This is a genomic window from Paenibacillus sp. A14, from assembly GCF_036864815.1.
GTDB lineage: Bacteria > Bacillota > Bacilli > Paenibacillales > Paenibacillaceae > Fontibacillus > Fontibacillus sanfengchensis.
This window is the reverse complement of the sequence record NZ_JBAGJD010000005.1, coordinates 446,851-470,543: the sequence shown is the minus strand read 5'-3', so window position 1 is coordinate 470,543 and position 23,693 is coordinate 446,851. Positions and strand designations below refer to the sequence as shown.

General features: G+C 54.8%; 15 protein-coding genes. 3 read left to right on the top strand and 12 right to left on the bottom strand.

Features of this window, described 5'->3' with window-relative positions:
- Positions 1–447: 447 nt before the first annotated feature.
- Both xylB and xylA read right to left on the bottom strand, forming a co-directional pair.
- On the bottom strand, positions 448–1,944 hold the full coding sequence (xylB, locus tag V4U88_RS16510; RefSeq protein WP_334074376.1) for a xylulokinase: 1,497 nt from the start codon (positions 1,942–1,944) through the stop codon (positions 448–450).
- Between the two features lie 237 nt (positions 1,945–2,181).
- Positions 2,182–3,498, bottom strand: coding sequence for a xylose isomerase (xylA, locus tag V4U88_RS16505; protein WP_334074337.1), 1,317 nt, complete (start codon positions 3,496–3,498; stop codon positions 2,182–2,184).
- 237 nt (positions 3,499–3,735) lie between these two features.
- Between xylA and V4U88_RS16500 the strand changes: the two genes are divergently transcribed.
- Positions 3,736–4,917: an ROK family transcriptional regulator gene (locus V4U88_RS16500; protein WP_334074336.1), complete on the top strand. Its 1,182-nt coding sequence runs from the start codon at positions 3,736–3,738 to the stop codon at positions 4,915–4,917.
- 550 nt (positions 4,918–5,467) lie between these two features.
- Here the strand turns inward: V4U88_RS16500 and V4U88_RS16495 are convergent.
- From V4U88_RS16495 to V4U88_RS16480, 4 genes are all read right to left on the bottom strand, one after another.
- Positions 5,468–6,385 carry a nucleoside hydrolase gene (locus tag V4U88_RS16495; protein WP_334074335.1) on the bottom strand — a complete coding sequence of 306 codons (918 nt, stop codon included), beginning with the start codon at positions 6,383–6,385 and terminating at the stop codon, positions 5,468–5,470.
- 38 nt (positions 6,386–6,423) lie between these two features.
- A complete protein-coding gene (rbsK, locus tag V4U88_RS16490) occupies positions 6,424–7,353 on the bottom strand; it encodes a ribokinase (RefSeq protein WP_334074334.1) in 930 nt (309 codons plus the stop codon).
- 102 nt (positions 7,354–7,455) lie between these two features.
- Positions 7,456–10,530, bottom strand: a complete 3,075-nt coding sequence (locus V4U88_RS16485; protein ID WP_334074333.1) for an EAL domain-containing protein — start codon at positions 10,528–10,530, stop codon at positions 7,456–7,458.
- Positions 10,531–10,800: 270 nt separating this feature from the next.
- Complete coding sequence (locus V4U88_RS16480) at positions 10,801–11,607, bottom strand: formate/nitrite transporter family protein (RefSeq protein ID WP_334074332.1); 807 nt, start codon at positions 11,605–11,607, stop codon at positions 10,801–10,803.
- A 205-nt stretch (positions 11,608–11,812) separates the two neighbouring features.
- On the opposite strand from V4U88_RS16480, the gene V4U88_RS16475 reads away from it, so the two are divergent.
- The gene (locus V4U88_RS16475) at positions 11,813–11,959 is read left to right on the top strand and encodes a hypothetical protein (RefSeq protein WP_334074331.1); all 147 of its coding nucleotides are present in this window, start codon (positions 11,813–11,815) and stop codon (positions 11,957–11,959) included.
- Positions 11,960–12,694: 735 nt separating this feature from the next.
- On the opposite strand, the gene V4U88_RS16470 is transcribed toward V4U88_RS16475, so the two are convergent.
- From V4U88_RS16470 to V4U88_RS16445, 6 genes are all read right to left on the bottom strand, one after another.
- Positions 12,695–14,164, bottom strand: coding sequence for a glutamate synthase subunit beta (locus V4U88_RS16470; protein ID WP_334074330.1), 1,470 nt, complete (start codon positions 14,162–14,164; stop codon positions 12,695–12,697).
- Between the two features lie 281 nt (positions 14,165–14,445).
- Positions 14,446–16,053: a response regulator gene (locus tag V4U88_RS16465; protein ID WP_334074329.1), complete on the bottom strand. Its 1,608-nt coding sequence runs from the start codon at positions 16,051–16,053 to the stop codon at positions 14,446–14,448.
- Positions 16,046–17,938: a cache domain-containing sensor histidine kinase gene (locus V4U88_RS16460; RefSeq protein WP_334074328.1), complete on the bottom strand. Its 1,893-nt coding sequence runs from the start codon at positions 17,936–17,938 to the stop codon at positions 16,046–16,048. The genes V4U88_RS16465 and V4U88_RS16460 overlap by 8 nt, the downstream gene beginning before the upstream one ends.
- 102 nt (positions 17,939–18,040) lie before the next feature.
- Positions 18,041–19,708, bottom strand: coding sequence for an extracellular solute-binding protein (locus V4U88_RS16455; protein WP_334074327.1), 1,668 nt, complete (start codon positions 19,706–19,708; stop codon positions 18,041–18,043).
- Positions 19,709–19,794: 86 nt separating this feature from the next.
- Complete coding sequence (locus tag V4U88_RS16450; protein WP_334074326.1) at positions 19,795–20,682, bottom strand: carbohydrate ABC transporter permease; 888 nt, start codon at positions 20,680–20,682, stop codon at positions 19,795–19,797.
- 39 nt (positions 20,683–20,721) lie between these two features.
- On the bottom strand, positions 20,722–21,687 hold the full coding sequence (locus tag V4U88_RS16445; RefSeq protein ID WP_334074375.1) for an ABC transporter permease: 966 nt from the start codon (positions 21,685–21,687) through the stop codon (positions 20,722–20,724).
- Positions 21,688–21,950: 263 nt separating this feature from the next.
- Here V4U88_RS16445 and V4U88_RS16440 point away from each other — a divergent pair, with 263 nt between their 5' ends.
- A complete protein-coding gene (locus tag V4U88_RS16440) occupies positions 21,951–23,681 on the top strand; it encodes a putative bifunctional diguanylate cyclase/phosphodiesterase (RefSeq protein WP_334074325.1) in 1,731 nt (576 codons plus the stop codon).
- Positions 23,682–23,693 lie beyond the last annotated feature (12 nt).

Sequence of the window (23,693 nt, the reverse complement as noted above, 5' to 3'; positions counted from 1 at the left end):
TAGCTGGAGAAATTCCGCCTAATTGTACCCACATAGGCGAAATACGCAATATTAACGGGAGGTTTTCCCGTTAATGAACTGGCCTCAAAAAACGCGTACTCCCGGCATCGTTCGAGCCAAGGTACGCGTTTTTTATTTATGCGATTGCAACTGCTGCCCCAATAGAAACCTTAATAACATAGAATGCCTGCGTATCTGCATGTTTTTTTCCTGTTCGGAACAAGAATTTCAAAATGCCTGCAATTCTGCAGGCATTTTCGACGAAACCAGCTCGTTTCTCTAAAATCGCTGGAAATTCCTGCAGATTTGCATCTTTTTTCGCATCCGCACGTGAATCGGCCTAAATACCTGCAGATTTGCATCTTTTTGGAGTTGGAAGTGTTGGAAGGTGCGCTAGGCACCTTGATCGCCGTGGGCCCATCTCCTACTACGATGTCTGATGAGGCACTAGCCGCGGAATTCCTGCAGCCCTTTGTTCAGCGAACGAGTTGCCGCGTAAACTTGCTGGTACACCTTGAACAGGCGGGCATAGGTCTCTACGTTGGCCGGAATCGGCTCGTACGTTTTCCCGTAGCCGATAAACCGGTCGGCGCATTCCTTTAAGGTGCCGAACCAGCCGCTGCCGACGGCCGCCATCATGGCCGCGCCCATCGCCGGGCCTTGCTCGTTCTTCAGCGAAACGACCGGCGTGCCGAAAATATCGGCCTGCATTTGCAACCAGACCGGATTCTTCGCCCCGCCGCCGATGGAGATGACGCGCTCGACGGAAATGCCGGCCTCGCGGAACAGCTCGACGGACTCGGCCAGCGAGAAGGTGATGCCCTCCATCACCGCGCGGGCGAGATGCTCCCGGCGATGCGTGCCGGACAGGCCGATGAAGCTGCCGCGGATCACGCTGTCCGCATGCGGCGTGCGCTCGCCGACGAGGTACGGCGTGAAGAGCAGGCCTTCCGCCCCCGGAGGAAGCGAGCCGACCGGCGCCAGCAGCTCGTCGAAGCTGAGCTCGGGGGCAAGGGAATCCTTGAACCAGCTCAAGGAATAGCCCGCCGCCAGGGTGACACCCATGGCGTAAAAAGCTCCGGGATGAGCGTGGTTAAAGAAATGCACCTTGCCGCCGAAGTCTTTGCTCTTGTCCTCTTCGTACGTGAGGACAACGCCCGAGGTGCCGATGCTGCACAGCGCATCGCCCCGGCGGACAATACCGGCGCCGACCGCGCCGCAGGCATTGTCCGCGCCACCGCCGAACACCCGGGTGTTCGGCGACAGCCCGCACTGCTGCGCGAATTCCGGCAGCAGCGTGCCGGCTTCCTCCGCGCTGCCGAGCAGCGGCGGGCAGAACCCTTCCGGAAGGCCGAACGCCTGAGCGATCTCATCGCTCCAGGCTCCTTCCGGAACGTTCAGCAGCAGCGTGCCGGCGGCATCGGAGATTTCCATCTGTACGCGCCCGGTCATGCGGTAGCGCAGGTAGTCCTTAGGCAGCACGAAACGCGCCGCCTTGGCGAACAGCTCGGGCTCGTGCTTTTGTACCCATAGGATCTTGGGCAGCGTAAACCCTTCCAGCGCCGCGTTGCGCGTAATGTCGAGCAGTCGATCGCCAAGCTTCGCTTCAATATCCCGGCACTCCTGCGTCGTGCGGGTATCGTTCCAGAGCATGGCGTGGCGCAGCACATTATTTTGTTCGTCCAGCAGAACAAGTCCATGCATTTGGCCGGAGAAGGAAATCCCCTCGATCGCCTCCGGCTCCACGCCGCTCTCCTGAAGCAATTGCTTCAGGCAAGCCACGGTTCCGTTCACCCATTCCTCCGGATTCTGTTCGCTGTAACCCGGCCGCTCGTGAATCAGCGGGTAGGCAGCGGTCGCTTCGCCTTTGATTTCCCCCTCCTTGTTAACCAGCAGCGTTTTTACCGAGCTTGTGCCCAGGTCGATCCCGATGACATATTTCATATCGCAATCCGCTCTCCCTTCGTTCCTTTTCAATCCTTTTCGGTCCTCTTCGTGCCTTTGCTTACATTGCCTTTGCTTACATTAGGACATCAGGCTTTTCAGGCGCTCTTAAAGGCTTTTTCGCCTTCCCTCGCGAATCCCGTGCCTCCAATATCGACAAAAAGGGACGGCAGCCGTCCCTTTTTGTCATTTTGCGTTTTACAAGGTCATTTTCAGCCGGGCATATCGCCGGAGGGCTTATTTGGTTCCGAAGATATATTCGTTCAGGCGAGCCTTCACAAGCTCCAGATGGTTGGACTTATTGCGGATATCGCTGTGCTCCAAAGCGTAAGCTTCCAGCGTTTTGAAGTTGGCTTTACCGGCCACGATGTCCGCGCCGATCCCGGACTTGAAGCTGGCGTAGCGCTCTTCGATCAGGCCGTCGATGAACTTGTCTTCTTTCATCTTGGCGGCAACTTTCAGACCTTTTGCGAACGTGTCCATCCCGGCGATATGAGCGTAGAACAAATCTTCTGGCTCGAAAGAAGAACGTCTTACCTTCGCGTCGAAGTTTACGCCGCCGGAACCCAGGCCGCCATTTTCAAGGATTTCATACATCGCAAGCGTAACAGCGTACAGGTCGGTCGGGAACTCGTCGGTATCCCAGCCGAGCAGCATGTCGCCTTGGTTCGCGTCAATGGAACCGAGCATATTGTTAATGCGGGCTACGCGCAGTTCGTGCTCGAACGTGTGCCCCGCCAAGGTCGCGTGGTTGGCTTCCAGGTTGAGCTTGAAGTGATCTTGCAAGCTATATTTTTGCAGGAATGCGATCGTGGTTGCCGCGTCAAAATCATATTGGTGCTTGGTAGGCTCTTTCGGTTTCGGCTCGATCAGGAATTGGCCCTTGAAGCCGATTTCCTTCGCGTAGTCGATGGCCATTTGGAAGAATCTCGCCAGGTTGTCGAGCTCCAGCCCCATGTCCGTATTCAGCAGGGATTCGTAGCCTTCACGGCCGCCCCAGAATACATAGTTCTCCGCGCCGAGTTCAACCGCGGTTTCCAGACCTTTCTTGACTTGTGCCGCAGCATAAGCAAATACGTCTGCGTTCGAAGTTGTAGCCGCCCCATGGACATAACGCGGGTTGGAGAACATGTTCGCCGTGTTCCACAACAGCTTGATGCCGGTCGATTGCATACCTTCTTTCAATTTGGCGACGATCACGTCGAGGTTTTGATTGGATTCGCGCAGCGTTGCGCCTTCCGGTGCCACGTCAACGTCATGGAAGCAATAGTACGGTGCGCCAAGCTTCTCCAGGAATTCGAAGTTCACTTCCACGCGGGCTTTCGCCAGATCCAGACCCGATACCGTTTCCCAAGGACGGATCATGTTGCCTTGACCGAACGGGTCGCTGCCGTTCATCGTCAGCGTGTGCCAGTAAGCCACCGCGAAGCGGAGATGCTCCTTCATAGATTTGCCGAGCACCACTTCATTTTCGTTATAGTGTTTAAATGCTAGAGGGTTGTTGGAGCCTGCGCCTTCATACTGGATCTTGCCGATGTTCTTGAAATAACTCACCTTAGAGTCCTCCCTGCATAATTTTAATTTAGTAAGCCCTTACAATACCTTGTCAACAATAGTTTTCTCATGTTGGACAAAGGTAGGATACCCGGTTGTGCCAGGATCATGCCCTTTTCAACTAGATCGTATCACGTTATACTTAGTTTGTCTAGTAAACTAACTAAGTTATTCAGTAAGCAACTCTATTTTATGTTATGATGGCAAATATCAGCCTTTCTATTACGGAGGATTTCCATGAAAATTACCGGCGACCAGCAGTTGATAAAAAAAATGAACAAGAGCATCGTGCTGGACACGATCCGTCAGCGCCAGCCCCTGTCGCGCGCGGATATTTCCGCCGGAATCGGCCTCAACAAGGCCACCGTCTCTTCGCTTGTCTCGGAGCTGATCGACAGCCGCCTCGTCACCGAAATCGGCCCGGGAGAATCCAGCGGCGGGCGCAAGCCGACGCTCCTGCTTTTTAATAAACAAGCGGGCTTTGCGATTGGCGTGGATATCCGGGTCAGCGATCTGCTGGCCGTCCTGGTCGATCTGGAAGGGAACGTGATCCGGGAAAAAAACGTACCTCTTACGGATTTCACCCCCGAGAACGTGGTGGAGCAAATCGGTAAAACGATCCGGTTGCTCGGCCGTAAGCTTCCCGACTCCCCCTATGGCATCGTAGGCATCGGCATCGGGGTTCCCGGGCTGGTCGACGAAACCAGCCGCGTCATCTCCGCGCCGAACCTGGGCTGGGACAACGTCGATCTGGCCGGGGCACTTGCGGCGGAATTCGGCGGCAACCTGCATATCGATAACGAGGCCAATGCCGGTGCCATCGGCGAAAAACTCTACGGCGCCGGCCGTGACTCGCAAAATCTGATCTATTTGAGCATCGGCGTCGGGATCGGCTCGGGGATTATCGTCGGCGGTGCACTGTACCGCGGCACCTCCAACTTCTCCGGCGAGGTCGGCCACATGACCGTCGCGGAGGACGGCCCGCTCTGCCGCTGCGGCAACCGCGGGTGTTGGGAGACGCTCGCCTCAGAGAAGGCGCTGCTCGATCGGGCCGCCGGCGTATGGAAAGATAATACGCCCGGCCTGGAGCAGATCCTGGCCGCCGGCAAACAAGGGGACAAGCAGGCGCTTGACCTGCTGAACGAAATCGGCTCTCAGCTTGGCGTCGGGCTGGCCAACCTGGTGAACATTCTCAATCCCGAACTCATCGTCATCGGGAACCGCCTGTCGCTGGCGGGGGGGCTTTTTGAAGAGGCGATGCTGCAAACGATCAAAAACCGGAGCTTATCCTATCACCGCAAAAAGACGCATGTCGATTTTGCCAAGCTCGGGATACGCTCCACCGCCCTCGGCGCCGCCTCGATGCCCATCACGGCTTTTCTGACCGATCCGGACGTCAGTGTCCGGGAGCCGTCATAACCCGCCGGAATATGATGGTCCCCGGGAGGAAGAGACTTTTAAGGAGCTGTTTGAGGGACGAAGGGTCCGAACCGGATAATTTCGAACAATCCCTGGTACTACCCGTTTGGGGCCTATCCGCCGCTTCGGCAAGCAACGTGGCGAAACCAGATCGTCGTCTTCACCTCTAAACCATTCTAACGGTCGCCACAGCCGTTATTTGCCCTGTTTACGCCGACTCCGAATTTTAACGGCCGCCACGGCCCCTATTTCATATAAGCATGGCTGGTTTGGTCGAAAAGGAGGTAAATAACGGCCCACACGACCGTTAAAATCCCAATACGTTACTCAATCGCAACATAACGGCTCTCACGGCCGTTAGACTTCCTAACTGCAGGACCTTGTTTAAAGACCTGTACTTTTGCGAAGCTTTTTAAAGTCGATTAAGGCATAAAGATCCGTTGTAATCATGTGTCAGGGTTAATGCAACGCAAGTGCACAAAAATCAGCTATCTCCTTTGAGCCAACTTAAAAAAGGCTGCCCCTTTCTATGGGGCAACCTTTTTTGCTTCTATCCCACTATTCTCCCCGCAAAGTGCTGGAGAAACCGCTCGGCGTCCACGCCGGTACATACGCCGATCTTCGGGCCGCCTTCAAGCGATCCGACCGTGCGGCCGGTTTCTTCTCCTTCAGTGACGACCGTCACCCGCATCGGCTCGATCTTGACCAGCGACGGGTCGACCGCCACCCCGACCGCCAGCGGATCATGCAGCCCGCAGCCGCCGATGCCCGGATAGCAGGACTCGTAAAACTCCATGTAAAACTCCGTCATCTCCGCCAGGAACAAAGCGTCCCGCCGGCCGGAAGCCCGCCAGTCGTCCAGAAGGGTGCGCGGCAGCAAGGTCTGCATCGTCACATCGAGTCCGACGAGCGTCAGGGGCAGGCCCGAACCGAACACGACGGCGGCCGCCTCCGGATCGGCCACAATATTGGCTTCCCCGTATGGGGTTACGTTGCCGGGCACCGTCACGGCGCCGCCCATAACGATGACCTCGGGGATCAACGATACGAGTACCGGCTCCTTCTTCAGGGCCAGCGCCAAATTTGTGAGCGGGCCGACCGAAATGATCGTGACTTGATGGGGATACCGCTTCACCTGCTCGATGATGAAATCCGCGGCGTGCCCTTGCTGCGCCCGCCCGGCAGGCTCTCCCTTCAAAGCGTTCCCCAGCCCGTCTTCCCCGTGGACATGCCGCGAGTATTTCTTCTTCTCTCCCCGGCGCAGCGTCTCTTTCGCCCCTTCGATGACCGGGATGCTTTTGCCCAGAGACTCCACAACCGCGAGCGTATTGCGCGTCGCCTCGGGCGCGGTAATATTGCCGAAGCAGGTGGTCAAACCGATCAAGTCCAGCTCCGGCGAATGCGCCGCATAGGCGATGGCGATCGCGTCATCCACGCCGGTATCTACGTCTAAAATGATTTTTTTCAAAGTGCAAGTCCTCCCAGGATGTAATTTCTCCGATTCTCTTATTTACTGCCGGCCTCTTTCATAAACGCCTCGGTTTCAGAAAGGTCGGGCATGGACGATTGCGCCCCTGCCCGGGTCACGGTCAGGGCCCCGACCGCATTGGCAAACGCCGTGGCCTCCCGTAAATCCTTGCCCGCCACTAGCGCTGTCGCCAAGGCTCCGGCGAAAGCATCGCCGGCAGCCGTCGTGTCCACCGCTTCCACCCGATAGCCCGGCAGCGTGAAAGATTGGTCCGCGGCCGTCACAACGACCCCTTTGCCGCCGAGCTTGGAAAACACGGTTCCGATGCCTTTGTCCCGAAGCACCGCGCTAGCCTGTCTGGCGCTCGGTTCATCGGAGACCTCCACGCCGGTGAGCACCGCGATCTCGCTTTCATTCGGCACGATATACCGCACCTTGGCGAGCAGCTCGTCCGGAAGCTGTCCGGCCGGCGCCGGATCCAGCATGACGGGGACGCTATTCTCCCCTGCGATAGCTATAGCCTCCGCAATCGACTCCTGCGGAATTTCCAGTTGAACCATAACCAGCTTGGCCGCGGCAATCGTGGCTGCGTGCCGTCTCACATACTCCGGCGTGACCCGGTAGTTCGCCCCGGGCGCGACGACGATGCTGTTGTCCCCTTCCCGGTCCACGTTGATCAAGGCGACTCCCGTCGATTCGTCCTCCACTCGCTCTATACAAGTTGTGTCGACGCCGGCCTGCTGCAGATTTCGTATCAATTGATCGGCAAACACGTCATCCCCTACTCTACCGATCATCGCTACGGAAGCTCCCAGCCTCCCTGCCGCGTAGGCCTGGTTCGCCCCTTTTCCCCCGGGGCTAGTAAAAAAGCCGCTGCCCAAAAGGGTTTCCCCGCGCTCCGGTCTGCGGGCGACCTGTACCACCATATCCATATTTAAACTTCCGATGACCACAATCTCTGAACTCATTCCCTGATCCTCCCTAAGGATGATAGAAACCCTTTACGGCCATCATACTGGCTACGGCCTTTGACCGCAACCGGACGGACAGTCCAAGACCGGCCGTATCCGTCACACGATGCCGCCTACATCATAGGCCGGATGACTCCGCACTAACGCCAGCGCCTCTTCCTCAGGCAGCGGCTGGCTTATGAAGTAACCCTGAATCATATCGCATTTGGAGCGCTGCACATGGCGAATCTGCTGTTCGGTCTCCACTCCCTCGGCTATAACCTGGAGTCCCATTTTTCTCCCGATCAGCACGATAGCCCGGGCCAGCGAACGCTTGTCATCCTTGGCCGGAACTTGCTCGATGAAGCTTTTGTCGATTTTCAGCGTCGTGATCGGCATCTGCTTCAGATAGCCCAAGGAAGAATAGCCGGTGCCGAAATCGTCCAGGGCGATTTGAATCCCTTGCGCGCGAAGATAGGTCAAATTCGGGATCAGCCGGTCGAACGATTCAATGATCGTCGACTCCGTAATTTCCAACTCCAGATACTGCGGTGCAAGCCCCGTTGTTGACAAGGCCTCCATGACTTTATCGACAAAATCCTCTTTCTGGAGCTGAACCACCGAAATATTGACGGCGATTTTATAATGGCCCAGCCCTTCATTCTGCAAGCGCTTGGCGAACCGGCAGGCCTGCAGAATGACCCACTCTCCGATGGGAACGATCAGCCTGCTGTCCTCGGCCACTTTGATGAAGGCCAGCGGCGAAACGAACCCCAGCTCCGGGCTGTTCCAACGAATCAGCGCCTCGAAACCGACGATGATACCGGTCTTCAGACTGACCTGAGGCTGGTAATAAAGCAGAAACTCTCCGTTGCTCACCCCTTGCCGTAAATGCTTCTCCAGCAGCACCCGGTCGTTAAACGCCTGCAGAAAGGCGGGATCGAAGATCATATATTTCCCTTTTCCCGCCTCCTTGGCGGCATACATAGCCACATCGGCGTTCTTTAAAATTTCTTCGGGGGTGTTCCCGTGCTGCGGATAAAAGGAGATGCCGATGCTGATCGAGACGTAAAGATCGCTCCCGTCGATGTGAAACGGGGTCTTAAACCCTTCCAGCAATCGCTCCGCCAGCAGAATCGTCCGTCCCGTCGTTTCGATGTTTTTGTGCAATATCACAAATTCATCGCCGCCCAAACGGAACAGCATGGCCTCCTCTTCCGCAATGAGCGAAGTCAGACGGGAGCTCGCCTCCTTGAGCAGCCGGTCTCCAAATTTGTGCCCTAGCGTATCGTTTATGTATTTGAAATTGTCCGTATCCACGAAAAAGAGCGCCGCCTTCCTCTGCGGTCCGGCGAAAAACGACTCCAATTCCTCGAGCAGATACAAACGGTTCGGCAAATCGCTCAGCTCGTCGTGATAAGCCAAATGCTGCAAGCGCTCCTGGGACTGCTTGAGCTCATGAATATCCGAGAGGGAGCCTGTCATACGGCAAGGTTCTCCGGCTTCATTATAAACAACCTTACCTCTGGCTAAAAACCAGCGGTATTCCCCATTCTTCATCCGCAGCCGGTACTCGTATTCAAACAGGGACCTGTCATTCTCCTTGGCCTTGGTTATTTCCAGTTCATAGTTACGAATATCATCGGGATGGACGATATCCTCCAGCATTTCGCTGGTTACCTCATCCTCGTAAGTATACCCCAACAGCTCGAACCAACGCGGGGAATAATAACGCCGCTTGCGAACCAGATCGATCTCCCAAATCCCCCCGTTGGAGGCTTCGGTAACCAGCCGGTAACGCTCTTCATTCCGCCGGAGCATTCGCTGGTTCTCCAGGAGCTGATCATAGCTGTAGCGAAGCTCTTCCTGGGACGCCGCCAATTGCTCGTAGATCGCCTCCAACTCTTCGTAACTGTTCTGCAATTTGTATTCAAATATTTTACGCTCCTGAATATCCATCCCCGCCACAATAAAAACGTCGGCATCTCCGCCCAAGCCGCGGATTACCGAGGTCCTAAACAAAAACGCCCGCGGGAACGCCCCGTTCTGGCCGATCAGCGTCATCTCCCGATTTTCGACAAATTTCATCGTTAACGCCTCATCGAGCAAGGCTACCAGTTCTCCGAACCTTGCTCTCACCTCGTGCAGTTCATCGTACTTCACGCCGATCGCGTCCTGTTCCCGAATCCCGGTCAGCTGTTCGGCATAAGCATTGAGGCGGACCGTCATCTTATCCTCTTGCACCGCCCAAACGAATAAATTCGCGTGATCGAGCACATCTCTCGAAAATTCCCGTTCCCCGCGGATCGTCCTCCGCAGACGATTGATATACAACTTAAGCAGGATACAACCAACTGTAAACAATAAAACGGCAATCGTGGCGAAAGCTATGTAGTTGTTGCGAATTCGTTCGGCATAAAACTCGGAATGCGTAAAAAAATAACGCTGATACAGTGTCTCATAACTTGCCTTTCCCCGCAAATCGCCGATTCTATGATTAATGTAGTCCACCAGTTCGGGCTTGCCCTTGCTTATGCCATAGGCGATATCCACGGGGTAGAGGTCATAGGCAACCTGCCGGATCTCCCCGGTCAGGCCTTCCTTGACGATCAGGTAGTTCATAACATGCTGATTCTCAAAAAGAAAGTCGATCGAGCCCGCCCGCAAAGCCTTAATTCCTTCCTCTACGGTCGGAAAAGAACGGTATTCACTCAGTCCGGCCTCTTCTTTCAACTGTAGCTCGGTGTAATGGCCCGCCGCGACACCGACTTTATAGTTAGACAGTGTCTTCGGCGTCACGCTCTCGTTCTCGCTCTCGCCCTGATACAAAGATCGTTTGGCATAAATGCCCGTGTAAGTACGCATGACGGGACGGGAAAAGAGGATTTCCCGCTTCCGCTCCCGGTTTATGGCTAACAGCCCGACGGTATCGACTTCCCCGTTCACAAGCTTATTATAGGCCGAATCCCAGGGGGTGAACGTATAGTAGAGCGAATACCTCTCATCTTCAAAAAGCAGACGGGTCAGTTCCAAATCAAACCCCGACGGGTAGCCGTGCTGGTTAAATTTAAACGGGGGATAGTTCAACTCGGAGGAATAGGAAACATTATATCGGCTGCTGGAACCATTGACCGGAAGGGGAAGGGAAAAGGTGATTATGACCGCAAAAACAAGCATCCATGCAATCCGCTTCATTATTATGCACCCTTTATATTAGAGATCTTGCATCCGGCCGCCGAAAAAAAGCCAATAGGGAGCGGAGATTGCAAGCCGTAACAACAGGAACTGAAAGCATTTTTTCAGGATAATCCGCCTATTTCATTTAATTTTAACATATTCAAGGATATACAAATAGGATATTTTACCCAATTAAAAAAACAAGTAAGCCCTTTGCACTTCGGCCAAATGGCACGCATAAAAAAACCGCCCATCGCTTAATCGCCAACGGACGGCCTTAAATTCTGCCTATTTTTTCCCCGGTTCCGAAGATTGTTGGGCCTCCAAAAACGGCTTATTCACAAAATAGTACATAAATCCCATCAACAGTACCCCGCCGATCAGATTGCCGATCGTCACCGGAACCAAATTATGCACGACCCCCTCAAAGGAGATGGTTCCCGGGTGATTCAGCACCAACGCGATGGCAAAGGTACACATGTTGGCGATGCTGTGCTCGTACCCGGAAATGAAGAAACAAAACACGAAGAGCATCATCGCAAACATTTTCGCACCGTCCCCCTGCAGGGACATCGGGATAAAGAAGGCAAGACAAACCAACCAATTACACAGAATCGCGCGGAAAAACAACTCTGACGTCGAGGTGCTCATCTTGTGCTCCACCACACTTAACAAAAAACTGTTGACCGATGTGTCGGCAAACAGACCGGTAAGATAAATGAGCAGCGCAAATGTGCACGCCCCCAAAATATTTCCCGCGTAACTAAGCACCCAAAGCTTGACCACCTGTAGCCACTTCAGCTTTTTGCGCAAAGCTGCGTAGGTGTAATAGAAGGTGTTCCCGGTGAAAAGATCCCCTCCCCCGTAGGCGATCAAAATAATCGCCGCTCCGAACGTAACGGCCGCCATCGGATACGTCAGCGGAGAATGCTCGAGGTAGAAAAAGTTTCCTGTCTTGAAGGCGACGATTACCCCGAATCCGATGAACATGCTTGCCAGCATCGCTCTGGCAATATAACGGAGTTGGCTTTGCTTGAAGATTTTGTACTTTTTAAGTGCAAGCTCCTCCACTTTTAACAGCGACTCTGTTTCCATAATGCCTCCCTATGTAGTATTTCTCCCCATTTTCCATATATCCGGGCGGCTGTCAACCCACCCGATGTCCGGATGAAACATGGATATTTACTTTTTGCCCATTATTGTGCATAATGATAATTAAGATATGATAATGATTCTCATTATTAATAAAAACTTGGATTAACATCCCAGATTACTTTCATCTCAAAGGAGCATGGAGCCCATGAAATTATCTACCCGCAAATCCTCGCTTCAAATCGACGATTATTTGGATCTGCTGAACCTGGCAGCGTCTTTGGGCGATGTGAAATGGCAGAAGGAAATCCTCCGCAAGCTGAATTATCTGCAGGCCGACCTGCAGCCCCAATAAATTGAAGTGGATCCGATTGAAATTTCAATCCCACGAAGAACATCCGTACCCCAGGCGAGAGAGCGCCAGGTTTGGCGGATGTTTTTTTGTGCCTGGGAGGCGGGGGATTGCCGGGGAGTGGGAGTGGCCGGGATTTAACGGGAATTTCCCCCGTTAATCCGGCTCAGACCGCCCATGGGGAGAGGATTAGCGGGATTTTCTCCCGCTAATTTGTGCCAAATGGGCCGAACTGGAACGCAGGGCCGAAAATAGCTGGATATTTTCCAGCTATTTGTTCGCCGCGGGCTTAGAGCCTGAAATTAACGGGAGGTTTTCCCGTTAAATCTCTCCTCGGCCGCGTATCCTTTACGTAACTCGTACGCCCTCAGCCGCTCGCTAATACTCAAACATATCATGTTACTCCAACTAACTAATCTGTCTCATCCGTGCAAACGCATCTTGTTGGTGGGATCAAGCGGGCCGAGACGACTGAGGCCGACTGAGACCGACAATTAACGGGAATTTCTCCCGTTAATCCGGCTCAGACCGCCCATGGGGAGAGGATTAGCGGGATTTTCTCCCGCTAATTTGTGCTAAATGGGCCGGACTGGACACACATTGCCGAAAATAGCTGGACATTTTCCAGCTATTTGTTCGCTGCGGGCTTAGAGGCTGAAATTAACGGGAGGTTTTCCCGTTAAAATCTATGAGCACGCTATGCGGGCAGCGGGCAACTGACAGCGGACAGCGGGCCGGTCAAGCCTGCAAAAAGCGGCACACTTCCCGGGCGGCCTCGCGCCCCTCCTGGATGGCCCAGACGACGAGGCTCTGTCCGCGCCGCATGTCGCCGGCCGCGAAAATGCCGGGCACGTTGGTGCTGTACCGGCCGTCCGCGGTTTTGACATTGGTGCGGGCGTCGCGCTCAATGCCCAAGGCTCCGAGGAGGCCGTCCTCGGGGCCGGTGAAGCCGAGCGCGAGCAGCACCAGATCGGCCGGCAGCACCCGCTCCGTTCCCGCGCGTTCCACGGGAACCGGGCGCCCGTCGCCGGCCGCCTGCCACTCGACTTCAACCGTGCAGACGCCGGCGACACGGCCGTGGCCGTCGCCGACAAACCGCCGGGTTGAAGTAAGGTAGCGCCGGGGATCGCCGCCGAAGAGGGCCGCGGCCTCCTGCTGACCGTAATCGGTCTTCAGCACCTTCGGCCACTCGGGCCAAGGATTCCCCGGCTGACGGCGCAAAGGCGGCTGGGGCATAATCTCGAGCTGAACGACGCTGCGGCAGCCATGGCGGATCGCGGTCGCCACGCAATCCGTCCCCGTATCGCCTCCGCCGATGACGACGACGTCCTTCCCTTTGGCGGAAATGTACCGGCCGTCCTCCAGACCGGAGTCCAGCAGGCTCCGCGTATTCCCGGTCAGGAAGTCCATCGCCTGGTGAATGCCGTTCAGCTCCCTTCCCTCCAGCGCCAAATCTCTTGCCCGCGTGGCTCCGCCGCACAGGACGACCGCGTCGAAATCCGCGGTCAGCTCTTCGCGGGTCACCGCCGCGCCGACCTCGCATCCGGTTACAAAGGTGATCCCTTCCGCGGCCAGCAGGTCCACCCGCCGCTCTACGAGCGCTTTGTCCAGCTTCATGTTCGGGATCCCGTACATCAGCAGGCCGCCGATCCGATCGGCCCGTTCAAACACCGTCACCGTGTGACCCGCCCGGTTCAACTGGTCCGCGCAGGCGAGGCCCGCCGGGCCGGAGCCGATGACGGCTACCTTTTTGCCGGTGCGAGCCGCCGGCGGCTCCGGCCGGATCCAGCCTTCGGCGAAGCCCCGGTCCACGATTGCCCGCTCGATGGCTTTGACCGTGACGGGCAAGCCGTGCTTCCCCGCGGTGCATGCCCCTTCGCAAGGCGCCGGGCAAACGCGGCCGGTGAATTCCGGGAAGTTGTTCGCCTTGTGCAGGCGTCTCAGCGCTTCTTTCCAGTTGCCGCGATAGACCAAGTCATTCCATTCCGGAATCAGGTTGTGCACGGGGCACCCCGAGGTCATCCCCGAAAGCATGCGCCCGGCATGACAAAAGGGCGTTCCGCAATCCATACAGCGGGCCCCCTGCACCCGCAGCCGCTCTTCCCCCAGCGGAACCGTGAATTCATCCCAAGAATCAATCCGGGCAAGCGGCTGCACCTCACCCGGAACTTCGCGCTCATACTCCAAAAAACCCGTTGCCTTTCCCATTCCACCCTCGTCCTCCTCTTCCCGTTTGCCTTCAGCATTGCGTTATTGCTATAAAGCGGTAAAACCTACGGGTATGAAAGATCACCACGCATGTTAATTACGACTATGTTAGCATCGAACTCCGTCCCCGCAGAATGAAGAAAATCACTCCCTCTCCCGGCGCGCGATAACCGCCATCCTATGAAGGTGGCCAACCGCGGCAGCGGGCGCACAAAAAAGGCCGACCCAAGTCGATCCCCGCGACTTGGGTCGGCCCTGTCGATTACGGCAAGGTTTCCAGCTTAAAGCTTGCCGTCCGGCGAGCCGGTCAATCTCTCCTGCCCGGCGAACAATTTCCCCCTGTACTCGTACGGGGAGATGCCTTCGAGCTCCTTGAAGACCTTGGAAAACTGCTTTGTATTCTCGAAGCCTACGGCGGCTCCGATCTCCGACAGCTTGAGCGTCCCGGTTCCGATCATTTCCTTGGCTTTGCCGATCCGGATTTTTTTCAGATAAACCACAAAGCTCTCTCCGGTATACGCCTTAAAGGCTTCGCTAAAATAAGTGTAGTTCAAAGAAACATAATTGCTGACCATGGCCATGTTCAGAGTCCGATGGTAATTTTCCTCGATATAGGCGACCGCGGCCCTCATTTCCTCGTTTCCGCTGTGCGCGGAGCGGATGCCCCGGATATATTCATCCAGGTTTAGAAGCAACTGTTTAAGCGAGCGGTAATAATCATGAAAATGACGAAAACTGGCCATATTGCCCACTTTCCGGTACAGCTTCAAGACCTCGACGGAAGCCTCGCCATAAACCCGGAACACCTCATCCAACACCTGCTCGTTGGTGCGCTTGCCGACGGCTTCCAGGTATGCGAGATCGATGCCCGCCAACCGGTCAAGCTTGAAAATGTCGTGCAGCAGCTCGCCGATCTCTTTTCCCCGATTCGTTCCCAGCATATTGCCGAGCTTGCGGATCTCCTCCTCCGGAACCGGATAGTTCATCCGGGCATCCGAAAGTTCGCTGTACCAAATCAATCGCGTTTTGGGATAAATAAACGTATAGTCCAGCGACTCCCGGGCTTCGCGGTAGCAAGTCAAAATATCCTCCGGCCGGGCTCCCTCTTCGCTGATGCCCATCAGCAGGCCGTCCAGTTCTTTTTCCTCGGCCAGCTTCGCCATCTCCGCAAACTTCCGCTGCGGTCCGCCAATCAGCACGACCCGCCCTTCCTGGTCTTGAAAGGAAGCGTTTATCTGCCCGTTCACGCTGCTAAGCATATGCTCCGCCAGCAGTTGCAGCTCATCGCGTTTCATGCGCAGCCCGTCTTCATATTTATATGTGATTACCGCCACAGCAAAAGGAGTGGAGTAACGATCAAAACCGATTTCCTCGCCAAGTTGCACTTCGGTATCGAGTGGCGAGTCCTCTTGCAGGAGCACTTCCTGCAGGCGTTTGGACTGCAACTGGACCCGGTACGCCTCGGTAACGGCGATCTGCTCGGCCCATTCGGCCCGCCTGCCCAATTCCTCCTCGCTTTTGCGAAGCGCGGCGAACAACTCGTCTCTTCGAATCGGCTTCAGCAGGTAGTCCATCACCTGATACCGTATGGCTGCTTTGGCATACTCGAAATCCTCATATCCGCTGAGGATGATGACGATAGGACGCCCGCCCGATGGTCCCTGGTGGGCTTCCTCCGCCAGCTTCTCGATCAGGGTAATGCCGTCCATCACAGGCATGCGGATATCCGTAATGATGATGTCCGCCTCTTCCGCGCGGTACAGCTCCAACGCTTCCGCCCCTTGCCTGGCGGTCATCACGAGATGCTTGCCGGGAAAATCCCGCTCGATCATCGCTTTCAGCCCGAGCCGGATATTCTTTTCGTCATCGACGATCAACAACTTAGCCATCCTTGCCTCCCCCTCCCGTCAAAAGCGCCTTCGGTATGATCATGACTACCCTCGTATATTCTCCCCGTTCGCTAAACACTTCCAGGCCATAGTGGGGGCCAAAAAACATCCGGACCCGTTCCTGGACGTTGCGGAGTCCGATGCCCCTATCCTTCGGTTCCGGACCGAAACTGCCGGGAACCTTCACCCGGGCCCCGGCCGAGCCAAGCGTCGCGTTCAACCTCGCCAAGGCCTCGGGTTCCAGTCCCTGCCCGTTATCGGTCACCGAAATCCGGACATCGCCGTCCCCCCATTCGGTCACGCGAATCCCTATTTCCCGCTCCTCCTGTTCCTCCCCCGTCCAGGCATGTTTCACCGCATTTTCGACGATCGGCTGCAGCGACATTTTCAGCACCTCCAGCTCCAGAAACGGCTCGGGAACCTCCACCTTCAAGACGATCGATTCATCAAAGCGAATATTCATCACTTCGGTATAATTTTCAATATGCCTGAGCTCATCCCGAAGTTTCACGTACTCTCCCGACCACTTGAAGTTGTAGCGCATCATCCCGCCGAGGGAGGTCAGAGCGTCGGAAATCGCCCGCTGGCCCTCCATTTCGGCCAACATTTTAATATTCTCCAGCGTATTGTACAAAAAATGCGAGTCGATCTGGTTATGCAGCGTCCGAAGCTCGGCCTCCTTCGTGAGGGCCTGTTTGCGGATCCCCTGGGCGATCAGCTCGTTGATCGTCTGAATCAGCTTGTTAAAATGGTGCGCCAGTTCACCGACCTCCCCGCTGCCCTGGATCCGGGGAATAGGGGTATGAAACTCGCCCTTGCGGACCCGCTTCATCGCCTCGGTCAAGCGGCGCAGATTTTTTAAAATAAAGGAATTCAAAAAATAGGTGATCACCGACAACAACGTGATTAACACGACATTGGCGGCAATAATCTGGCGCCTGGATCGGGAGATGTTGTCCAGAGCTCCTTCCAATGAGACGACGTTCAGCAAGCGGGCATCGATACGTTCGACGGGCAAAACCGTAACCAGATACGATTTGCCCTGGAGCTTGAACCGGGCTTCTCCCCCCTTGCTTCCCAGGCTGCCCTGCAGAAGCTCCCCCAGCTTCCGCCGCATCGCTTTGTCGCTTCCGACCAGGCGCTGTCCGGAATCCAGGTACAGTTCTCCCCTCCCGTCCGCAAGCAGCATCTGCGACTCGTTATCCGTAATTTCCGTATACACCCTGGGAGCAAAATCCTTCAGCAGCATCTCCACGTCGACGATTCCGATATGGCGCCCTTCGGTAATTTCGCGAAAAAGCGAGATCTTCGGCTCGTTCTCCGTGGGCTCGGAGGTAAATCTTTTCATAATGTCCTTGTCGGTCTTCTGAAACACCCACAGCGGGCCGCCATCCAGCTCGTTCACAGTCTTGTACCATGATTCGGTTTGAATCCGGCTCTCGCGGAACACGGTCGGCCAGATTTCATTGACCAGAGGGTTATCGGTGAACAGGCGCCAATGGACGATTTGCGGCGTATTGAACTGAATCAGGCTGAAGTCCGCAAAAGCTCCTCGGTTCCAGTCGATCAGGTCGCTCGTCCCCGGCTCGCGGTCCAGGGTCAGATAATCGATCACATCGCGGTTGGAGATGGAAATTTGCGCGGCAAGCTCCATCGCATCGACCTGTTTTTGAATCTGCGTCTTCTCCAGCTCGATCGTGAATTGGCTTTTTCTCAACGCATCCTCGATATAATTCTCGTGAATCTGATTGAACAAGTAGTTGGACACCACAATGCTGGGTAAGAGGAAAACAGCGATGTAAGCCGCCACAAGACGGCTCTGCATCGATCTTCTTCCGATCCAGTATAGAAGAGGCTCCAAGGCCGAGCTGATCCTTTCCTTCATGCCGCTGTATCTCCCGGGAATACGGACAAAGGGGACCCCCGTCCGGCAAGCCGTAACAAGGAACCCCGCTTATATCCTGAATTATTGGAAAACTGTTTCAAATTATTTTATGAAATCGGCCAGTTTCGCCACGTTCTCCTCGTATTTTTTCTGCTTATATTCCTGAACTTTGGCGTATCCGATTTCCTCGCGTTTTTTCAGATAATTGTTCCAGATTTGATCGAACTCCTGATCCGACTTGGAGAGGATGAGTTTCGGCAGTACTTTGCCCCATTCCTGAAGTATCTTTGTATGAATGATACCTTCCTCGGAATTGCCCTGCGGATCGAGCTGGTCAAACTGAGAGAAGCTTTTCGCTTTACCGATCGTCCAGTCGACCATCTGCTTGAACGGCTCCACGGCCGGCGGCTCCCAGGCAGGTGTAATATTGGTATCCATCAGCATCCAGAACTTATGGGAAGCCCCGTATTTCTTGTCGAACGCGTCACGGTCCGTGTCCCGCAGCTTGGCAACCTCAGGCAGCAGTTGATCCTTCCCGTCGACGGTATCCCAGGTTACGCCCTTTTCGCCAAGGAAGGTGTCGCGCTGGCCCTCCTCCGAAATCAGGTAATCCAGGAAGCGGATCGCCCGCGCTTTGTCTTTGACATTTTTGGAAATGAGCGTCACGGTCCAGCCGGAGATCGAAGGTCCGGACAGCGTCGGCTGATCCAAATTGCTGTTGGCCGGCCCGTCTACGGCGATGTACACCGAGTTCGGATCGTTGGCATACAGCACGTTCTGCTGTGCCGCCAGGTCCGTACGGGCATATAGCATGGCAAAATAACGGCCCTGTGCGATTTTTTCTTCCATCTGCGGACGCTTGTCGATAAAGATGTCCTTGGCAAGGAGGCCTTTTTCATTAGCCTGGCGCATCGTCTTCAACCATCCAATATATTCGGGATCGGTCGTCCGGTCATAAAGCTTTCCGTCCTTCTCGTAAGGAACGGCCAGGAAGTTTTGCAGGTAAGCCTCCAGCGAGGGGTTGCCTTTTTCATGAAAATCGTACATCCCCAGCGGAATAAGCGGTTGTCCGTTCACATCCGGGAATTTCTCCTTCGCCGCCGCAAGCGCATTCAGAAAACCTTCCGGCGTCCGCATGTCGGGCTTGCCGAGCGCTTCGTACATATCCTTGCGGACCAGGAACGTCTGGGTGGAGTTGATGTTATCCCCGAACTTTTTGTAATCCTCCGGCGATGACGAGGCGTTCGGGTATCCATAAACGTTGCCGTCCTCCTGCGTATACCAGGATACCTTCGCCGGATCGGTCACTTTAAAGAAATACGGATCATATTGCTTCGCAAGCTCGTTAAGCGGAAGCACCAGACCGCCTTCGATCATCTTTTTGACAGCGTCTTCAGTCCAGCCCAGCGTAATAAAGTCGGGAAGGCTGCCGGAGGCGATCATCGCGTTCATCTTCTCGGCTTCGTTGCCGGCGGGGACGATAAAATTGACGCTGACCCCCGTTTTTTTGGTGACGTATTGCGAGGTCAGATCATCGCCCCACTTATGCGGAAACCAGGCGAAGTTGATGTACCAGTCAAAAGTAATTGGCGAAGTATCCACCTTCCAGCCCGGATCGTTCTCCGTCAATTTGGCTTCCTCCGCCGTCTGGGCGCTCCCCTTGGCTCCGCCCGAGGCTCCCTCTTTTCCGCCCGAAGAGCAGGCCGATAGAACCAATATCAGTGCGCATAACAGCATCAGGACGTTTTTCGTCTTCTTCTTCGCATTCATGCACTTACCCCTTTTCAGTAAAAATAAATTATATGCAACCCTGGCCGAATCCGGCAAGAGGGGTTACTGTGAGAAAGCCGGCGGACTTAGCCTTTAATGGACCCAATCATCATCCCTTTGACAAAATACCGCTGCAAAAAAGGATAGACGAACACGATCGGCAATGTGGTGACCACCATCGTCGCCAGCTTGATCGACTGCGAGGTAACGGTCTTGCTGATGCCTCCCGGGATGGCCGCCACCATCTGATTGGAGCTTGATTGGGCCACGACCCGATACAAATAGGTCTGGATCGGCTGGAGATCCATGTTGTTCAAGTAGATAACGCCGGTAAAATAGTCGTTCCACTGGTAAACCCCATGGAATAAAGCGATCGTGGCCACCACCGGCATGGACACGGGCAGGACGACCCGAAGAAAGATGGCCCAGTCGTTGGCGCCGTCGATTTTGGCGGCTTCTTCGAGACCGTCCGGAATTTCCCGGAAGAAGGTCATAAATATGATGAGATCAAAAAAGCTGAACATCGCCGGAATGATATAGATAAGGAAATTGTCCAGCAAATGGAGATCTTTCATCAGAAGATAAGTCGGGATAAGTCCCCCGCCGAAAAACATCGTAATCGTCCCGAGCAGAATGTAGATTTTGCCGCCGATCAGGTCTTTGCGGGAGAAGGCATACGCCACCATCGCCGTAAACAGCACATGCAGCAGCGTGCCGAGCAGCGTCTTGGCCACGGTGATGCCCATCGCCAGCATAATGCCGGGGCTCTTGACGACCGCCGTATAATTCTCGAAGCTGAACACGCGCGGCCACCAGTAAATTCCGCCCCGCATTCCGTCCATCCCGTCGTTGAGGGAGTTGACGATAACATACCAGATCGGATACAGGGTAACGAAACAGATGATCAGCATTCCGATCGTATTAAACAGGTCGAAGAAGGCTTCTCCTTTTGTTTTTCTTTTTAAAGTCAGCATGCTCTCAGGGCTCCTTCATAAAATGGTCTCTTCCGGGCGTCAGAACAGCGATGTATTGTTGAGCTTCTTCGTTACCCGGTTCGCCAGCAGCAGCAGGATCAAGGCAATGACCGACTTGAACAAGCCGACTGCCGTGGAATACGAATAGCGTCCCGACAGCATCCCCGTCTGGTAGACGTAGATGTCGATCACGTTGCTGGCGCTCTCGTTCAATGTGTTGCGCAGCACCAGAATCTGGTCGAAGTTGGAGTTCAGCACGCCGCTGACGGCCAGAATGAGCAGGATCGAAATCGTCGCTTTGATACAGGGTAAAGTAATGTACCACATCTTCTGAAAGCGCCCCGCTCCGTCGATCGTAGCCGCCTCGTACATTTCCGGAGAGACGCTGGAGATCGCGGCCAAATAAATGATGGCGGACCAGCCGAGCTCTTTCCATATATCCGAAGCGATGATGATGCTCCAGAAGTACTTGGGCTCCGCCAGATAGGAAATCGGCTCTTGAATCAGGTTCAAGGCCAGCAGAATATCGTTGATAATCCCTACGTCCGCCAGCCAGGTTGTCAGTATCCCGCCGAGAATGACCCAGGACAAAAAATGCGGCAGATAAGAGATCGTTTGAACCGCCTTTTTGAACCGGACGGCGCGGATTTCGTTGAGAAACAGAGCGAACAGGATCGGCAGCGGAAATCCGATGATCAGCTTGATCAGACTGATTCCCAGCGTGTTTCTCATGACGTTCACGAAATTGTCATCCCCAAAGAACGCTTTAAAATGCTCAAACCCTACCCATGGCGCGGAGGCGATGGATTTGACGATATTGAACTCTTTAAATGCGATGATGATGCCGTACATCGGCACATAGTTGAAGACGATCATCCAGGCGACGCCGAGCAGCGCCATGATTTGCAGATGCCGTTGCATGAACAGCTTCTTCAGCCATTTGCGTCCGGCGGAAGGCGGAGCCTCCTTCGGCGGCACGGCGGCAGGCCGGGCAGATTGCGGCATTTCCATTCTTCTGACCTCCAAGCGGTAAAACGCTAAAATTGTAAGCACTTACATATTCCTCGAGATCTATTGTAAAGGGATTTGAAGGCGGGGATAAGGTTTCAGATTTCGTATCGGGGGCTTATTTTTCGGCTGGGCAAAAAGTATCCATTGATTTCCTGATTGGCCCGCATGTATGATGGGAGATAGGATGTACTCCCGTAAGCCGGACATCATCAGTTTCAAACCTAATTATTACGGTTCACTACTAGGGGGTCTTTACAGTGGACAAGGATGTCAATCATTCCCGAATCGAGTCGATCATCAATTCTTCCGCGCTGCTGCGCTCCATCGATATGATGGGCGTAGGCCTGGCCATTACCGATCCGAACTTGGAAGACAACCCGCTCGTGTACGTGAATCGGGGCTTCGAGCAGATCACCGGATATCCCCGGGAGGAGGTCCTTATGCGCAACAGCCGTTTTCTTCAAGGCGAGGAAACGGATAAAGAGCATTTGAGCGTCATCCGTCAAGCGATCCGTGAGGGACGTTCCGACACGGTCACGATCAAAAACTACAAGAAAGACGGTACCACCTTCTGGAACCAGTTTATCATCAGCCCCATCCTTGGGGAGGACGGCAAGCCCTTGTATTTCATCGGACTTCAGTTCGATGTGACTGAAGAGATGGAGGCACGAAACGCCTCCGACCAAAAGATTCACCAACTCTCGAATTTCGACCCGGTAACCGGCCTCTGGAATATGAACCGTTTTAAAGAGTTCGTCAAATCGGAACTGGCTCTGAATGAGCAGGAACAGAAAACGGCGGCTATCTTACGGGTCAATTTAAACCGGTTTCGATACATTAATGAAAGCTACGGGGAAGCGGCGGGCAACGAGCTGCTGATCGGCGTCGCCAATCGGATCCGCGGCGGTCTTCCCGAAGGAACGCTGATCTGCCGCAGCTTTGCCGACGAATTTATCATCTTGCTGTCGCGGCTTTCCGACCCGCTGCAGATCCATAGAATGGCGACGGATTTAAGCGGCCGGCTCAAGAAACCCTACCCTATGTTCGGAGAGGAAATCAGCATGGGCTTCGGCATGGGCGTCAGCATATTTCCGGATGACGGCAAGGAGGTCCCGCAGCTCCTGAAGCATGCCGAACTGGCGATGAAGGAAGCCAAGAGCGAATCGCTCAGCGATCCGCACTATTTCGACTACTACCTGATGGATAAACTTCTGGAGCGCGTACAAATCGAGAAGAAGCTGCCAAAAGCCTTGGCCGAGTCGGAATTCGAGCTGCATTACCAGCCGAAAATCGACTTGTCCACCGGTGCCCTCACCGGTTTGGAGGCTCTGATTCGGTGGAACGACCCGACGGAAGGCCGTATCTCCCCCGCCTCGTTTATCCCGATCGCCGAGGACAGCGGATTCATCGTCGAGCTCGGGGAATGGGTGCTTTGGGAGGCGTGCCGGACCAACAAGAAATGGCAGGATACGGGATATCCGAAGCTGCCGGTTTCCGTCAACGTATCCGCCGTCCAGTTCAAGCACCCCGAATTTGTCCGGACCGTGGAGACGGTACTGAAGCAGACGGGTCTGGAGCCGCAATATCTGGAACTGGAGGTCACCGAATCGCTGCTCAATGATCCGGTTCTCATCAAGGATCGGCTGGACTCCTTGAAAAACCGGGGCATCTCCCTGTCGATCGATGACTTTGGCACCGGGTACTCCTCCATTTACTATTTGAAGGAATTGCCTCTACAGGTGCTCAAAATCGACCGCACCTTCATTGAGAATACACCGTCCTCGCCAAGGGACAACTCCTTGCTGCAGTCGATCATTCAGCTCGGGAAGTCGCTCGGTTTGACCGTGCTGGCGGAAGGGGTAGAGACAAAGGAGCAGTTTGACTTCCTCCGTCAACATGAATGCGATCAGATTCAAGGGTTCTACTACAGCCGTCCCGTGGACAAAGCGGCGGTTGAAGAGATGCTCAAAGCAAGCCCGTTTGCCTAATCCGTCCGGACC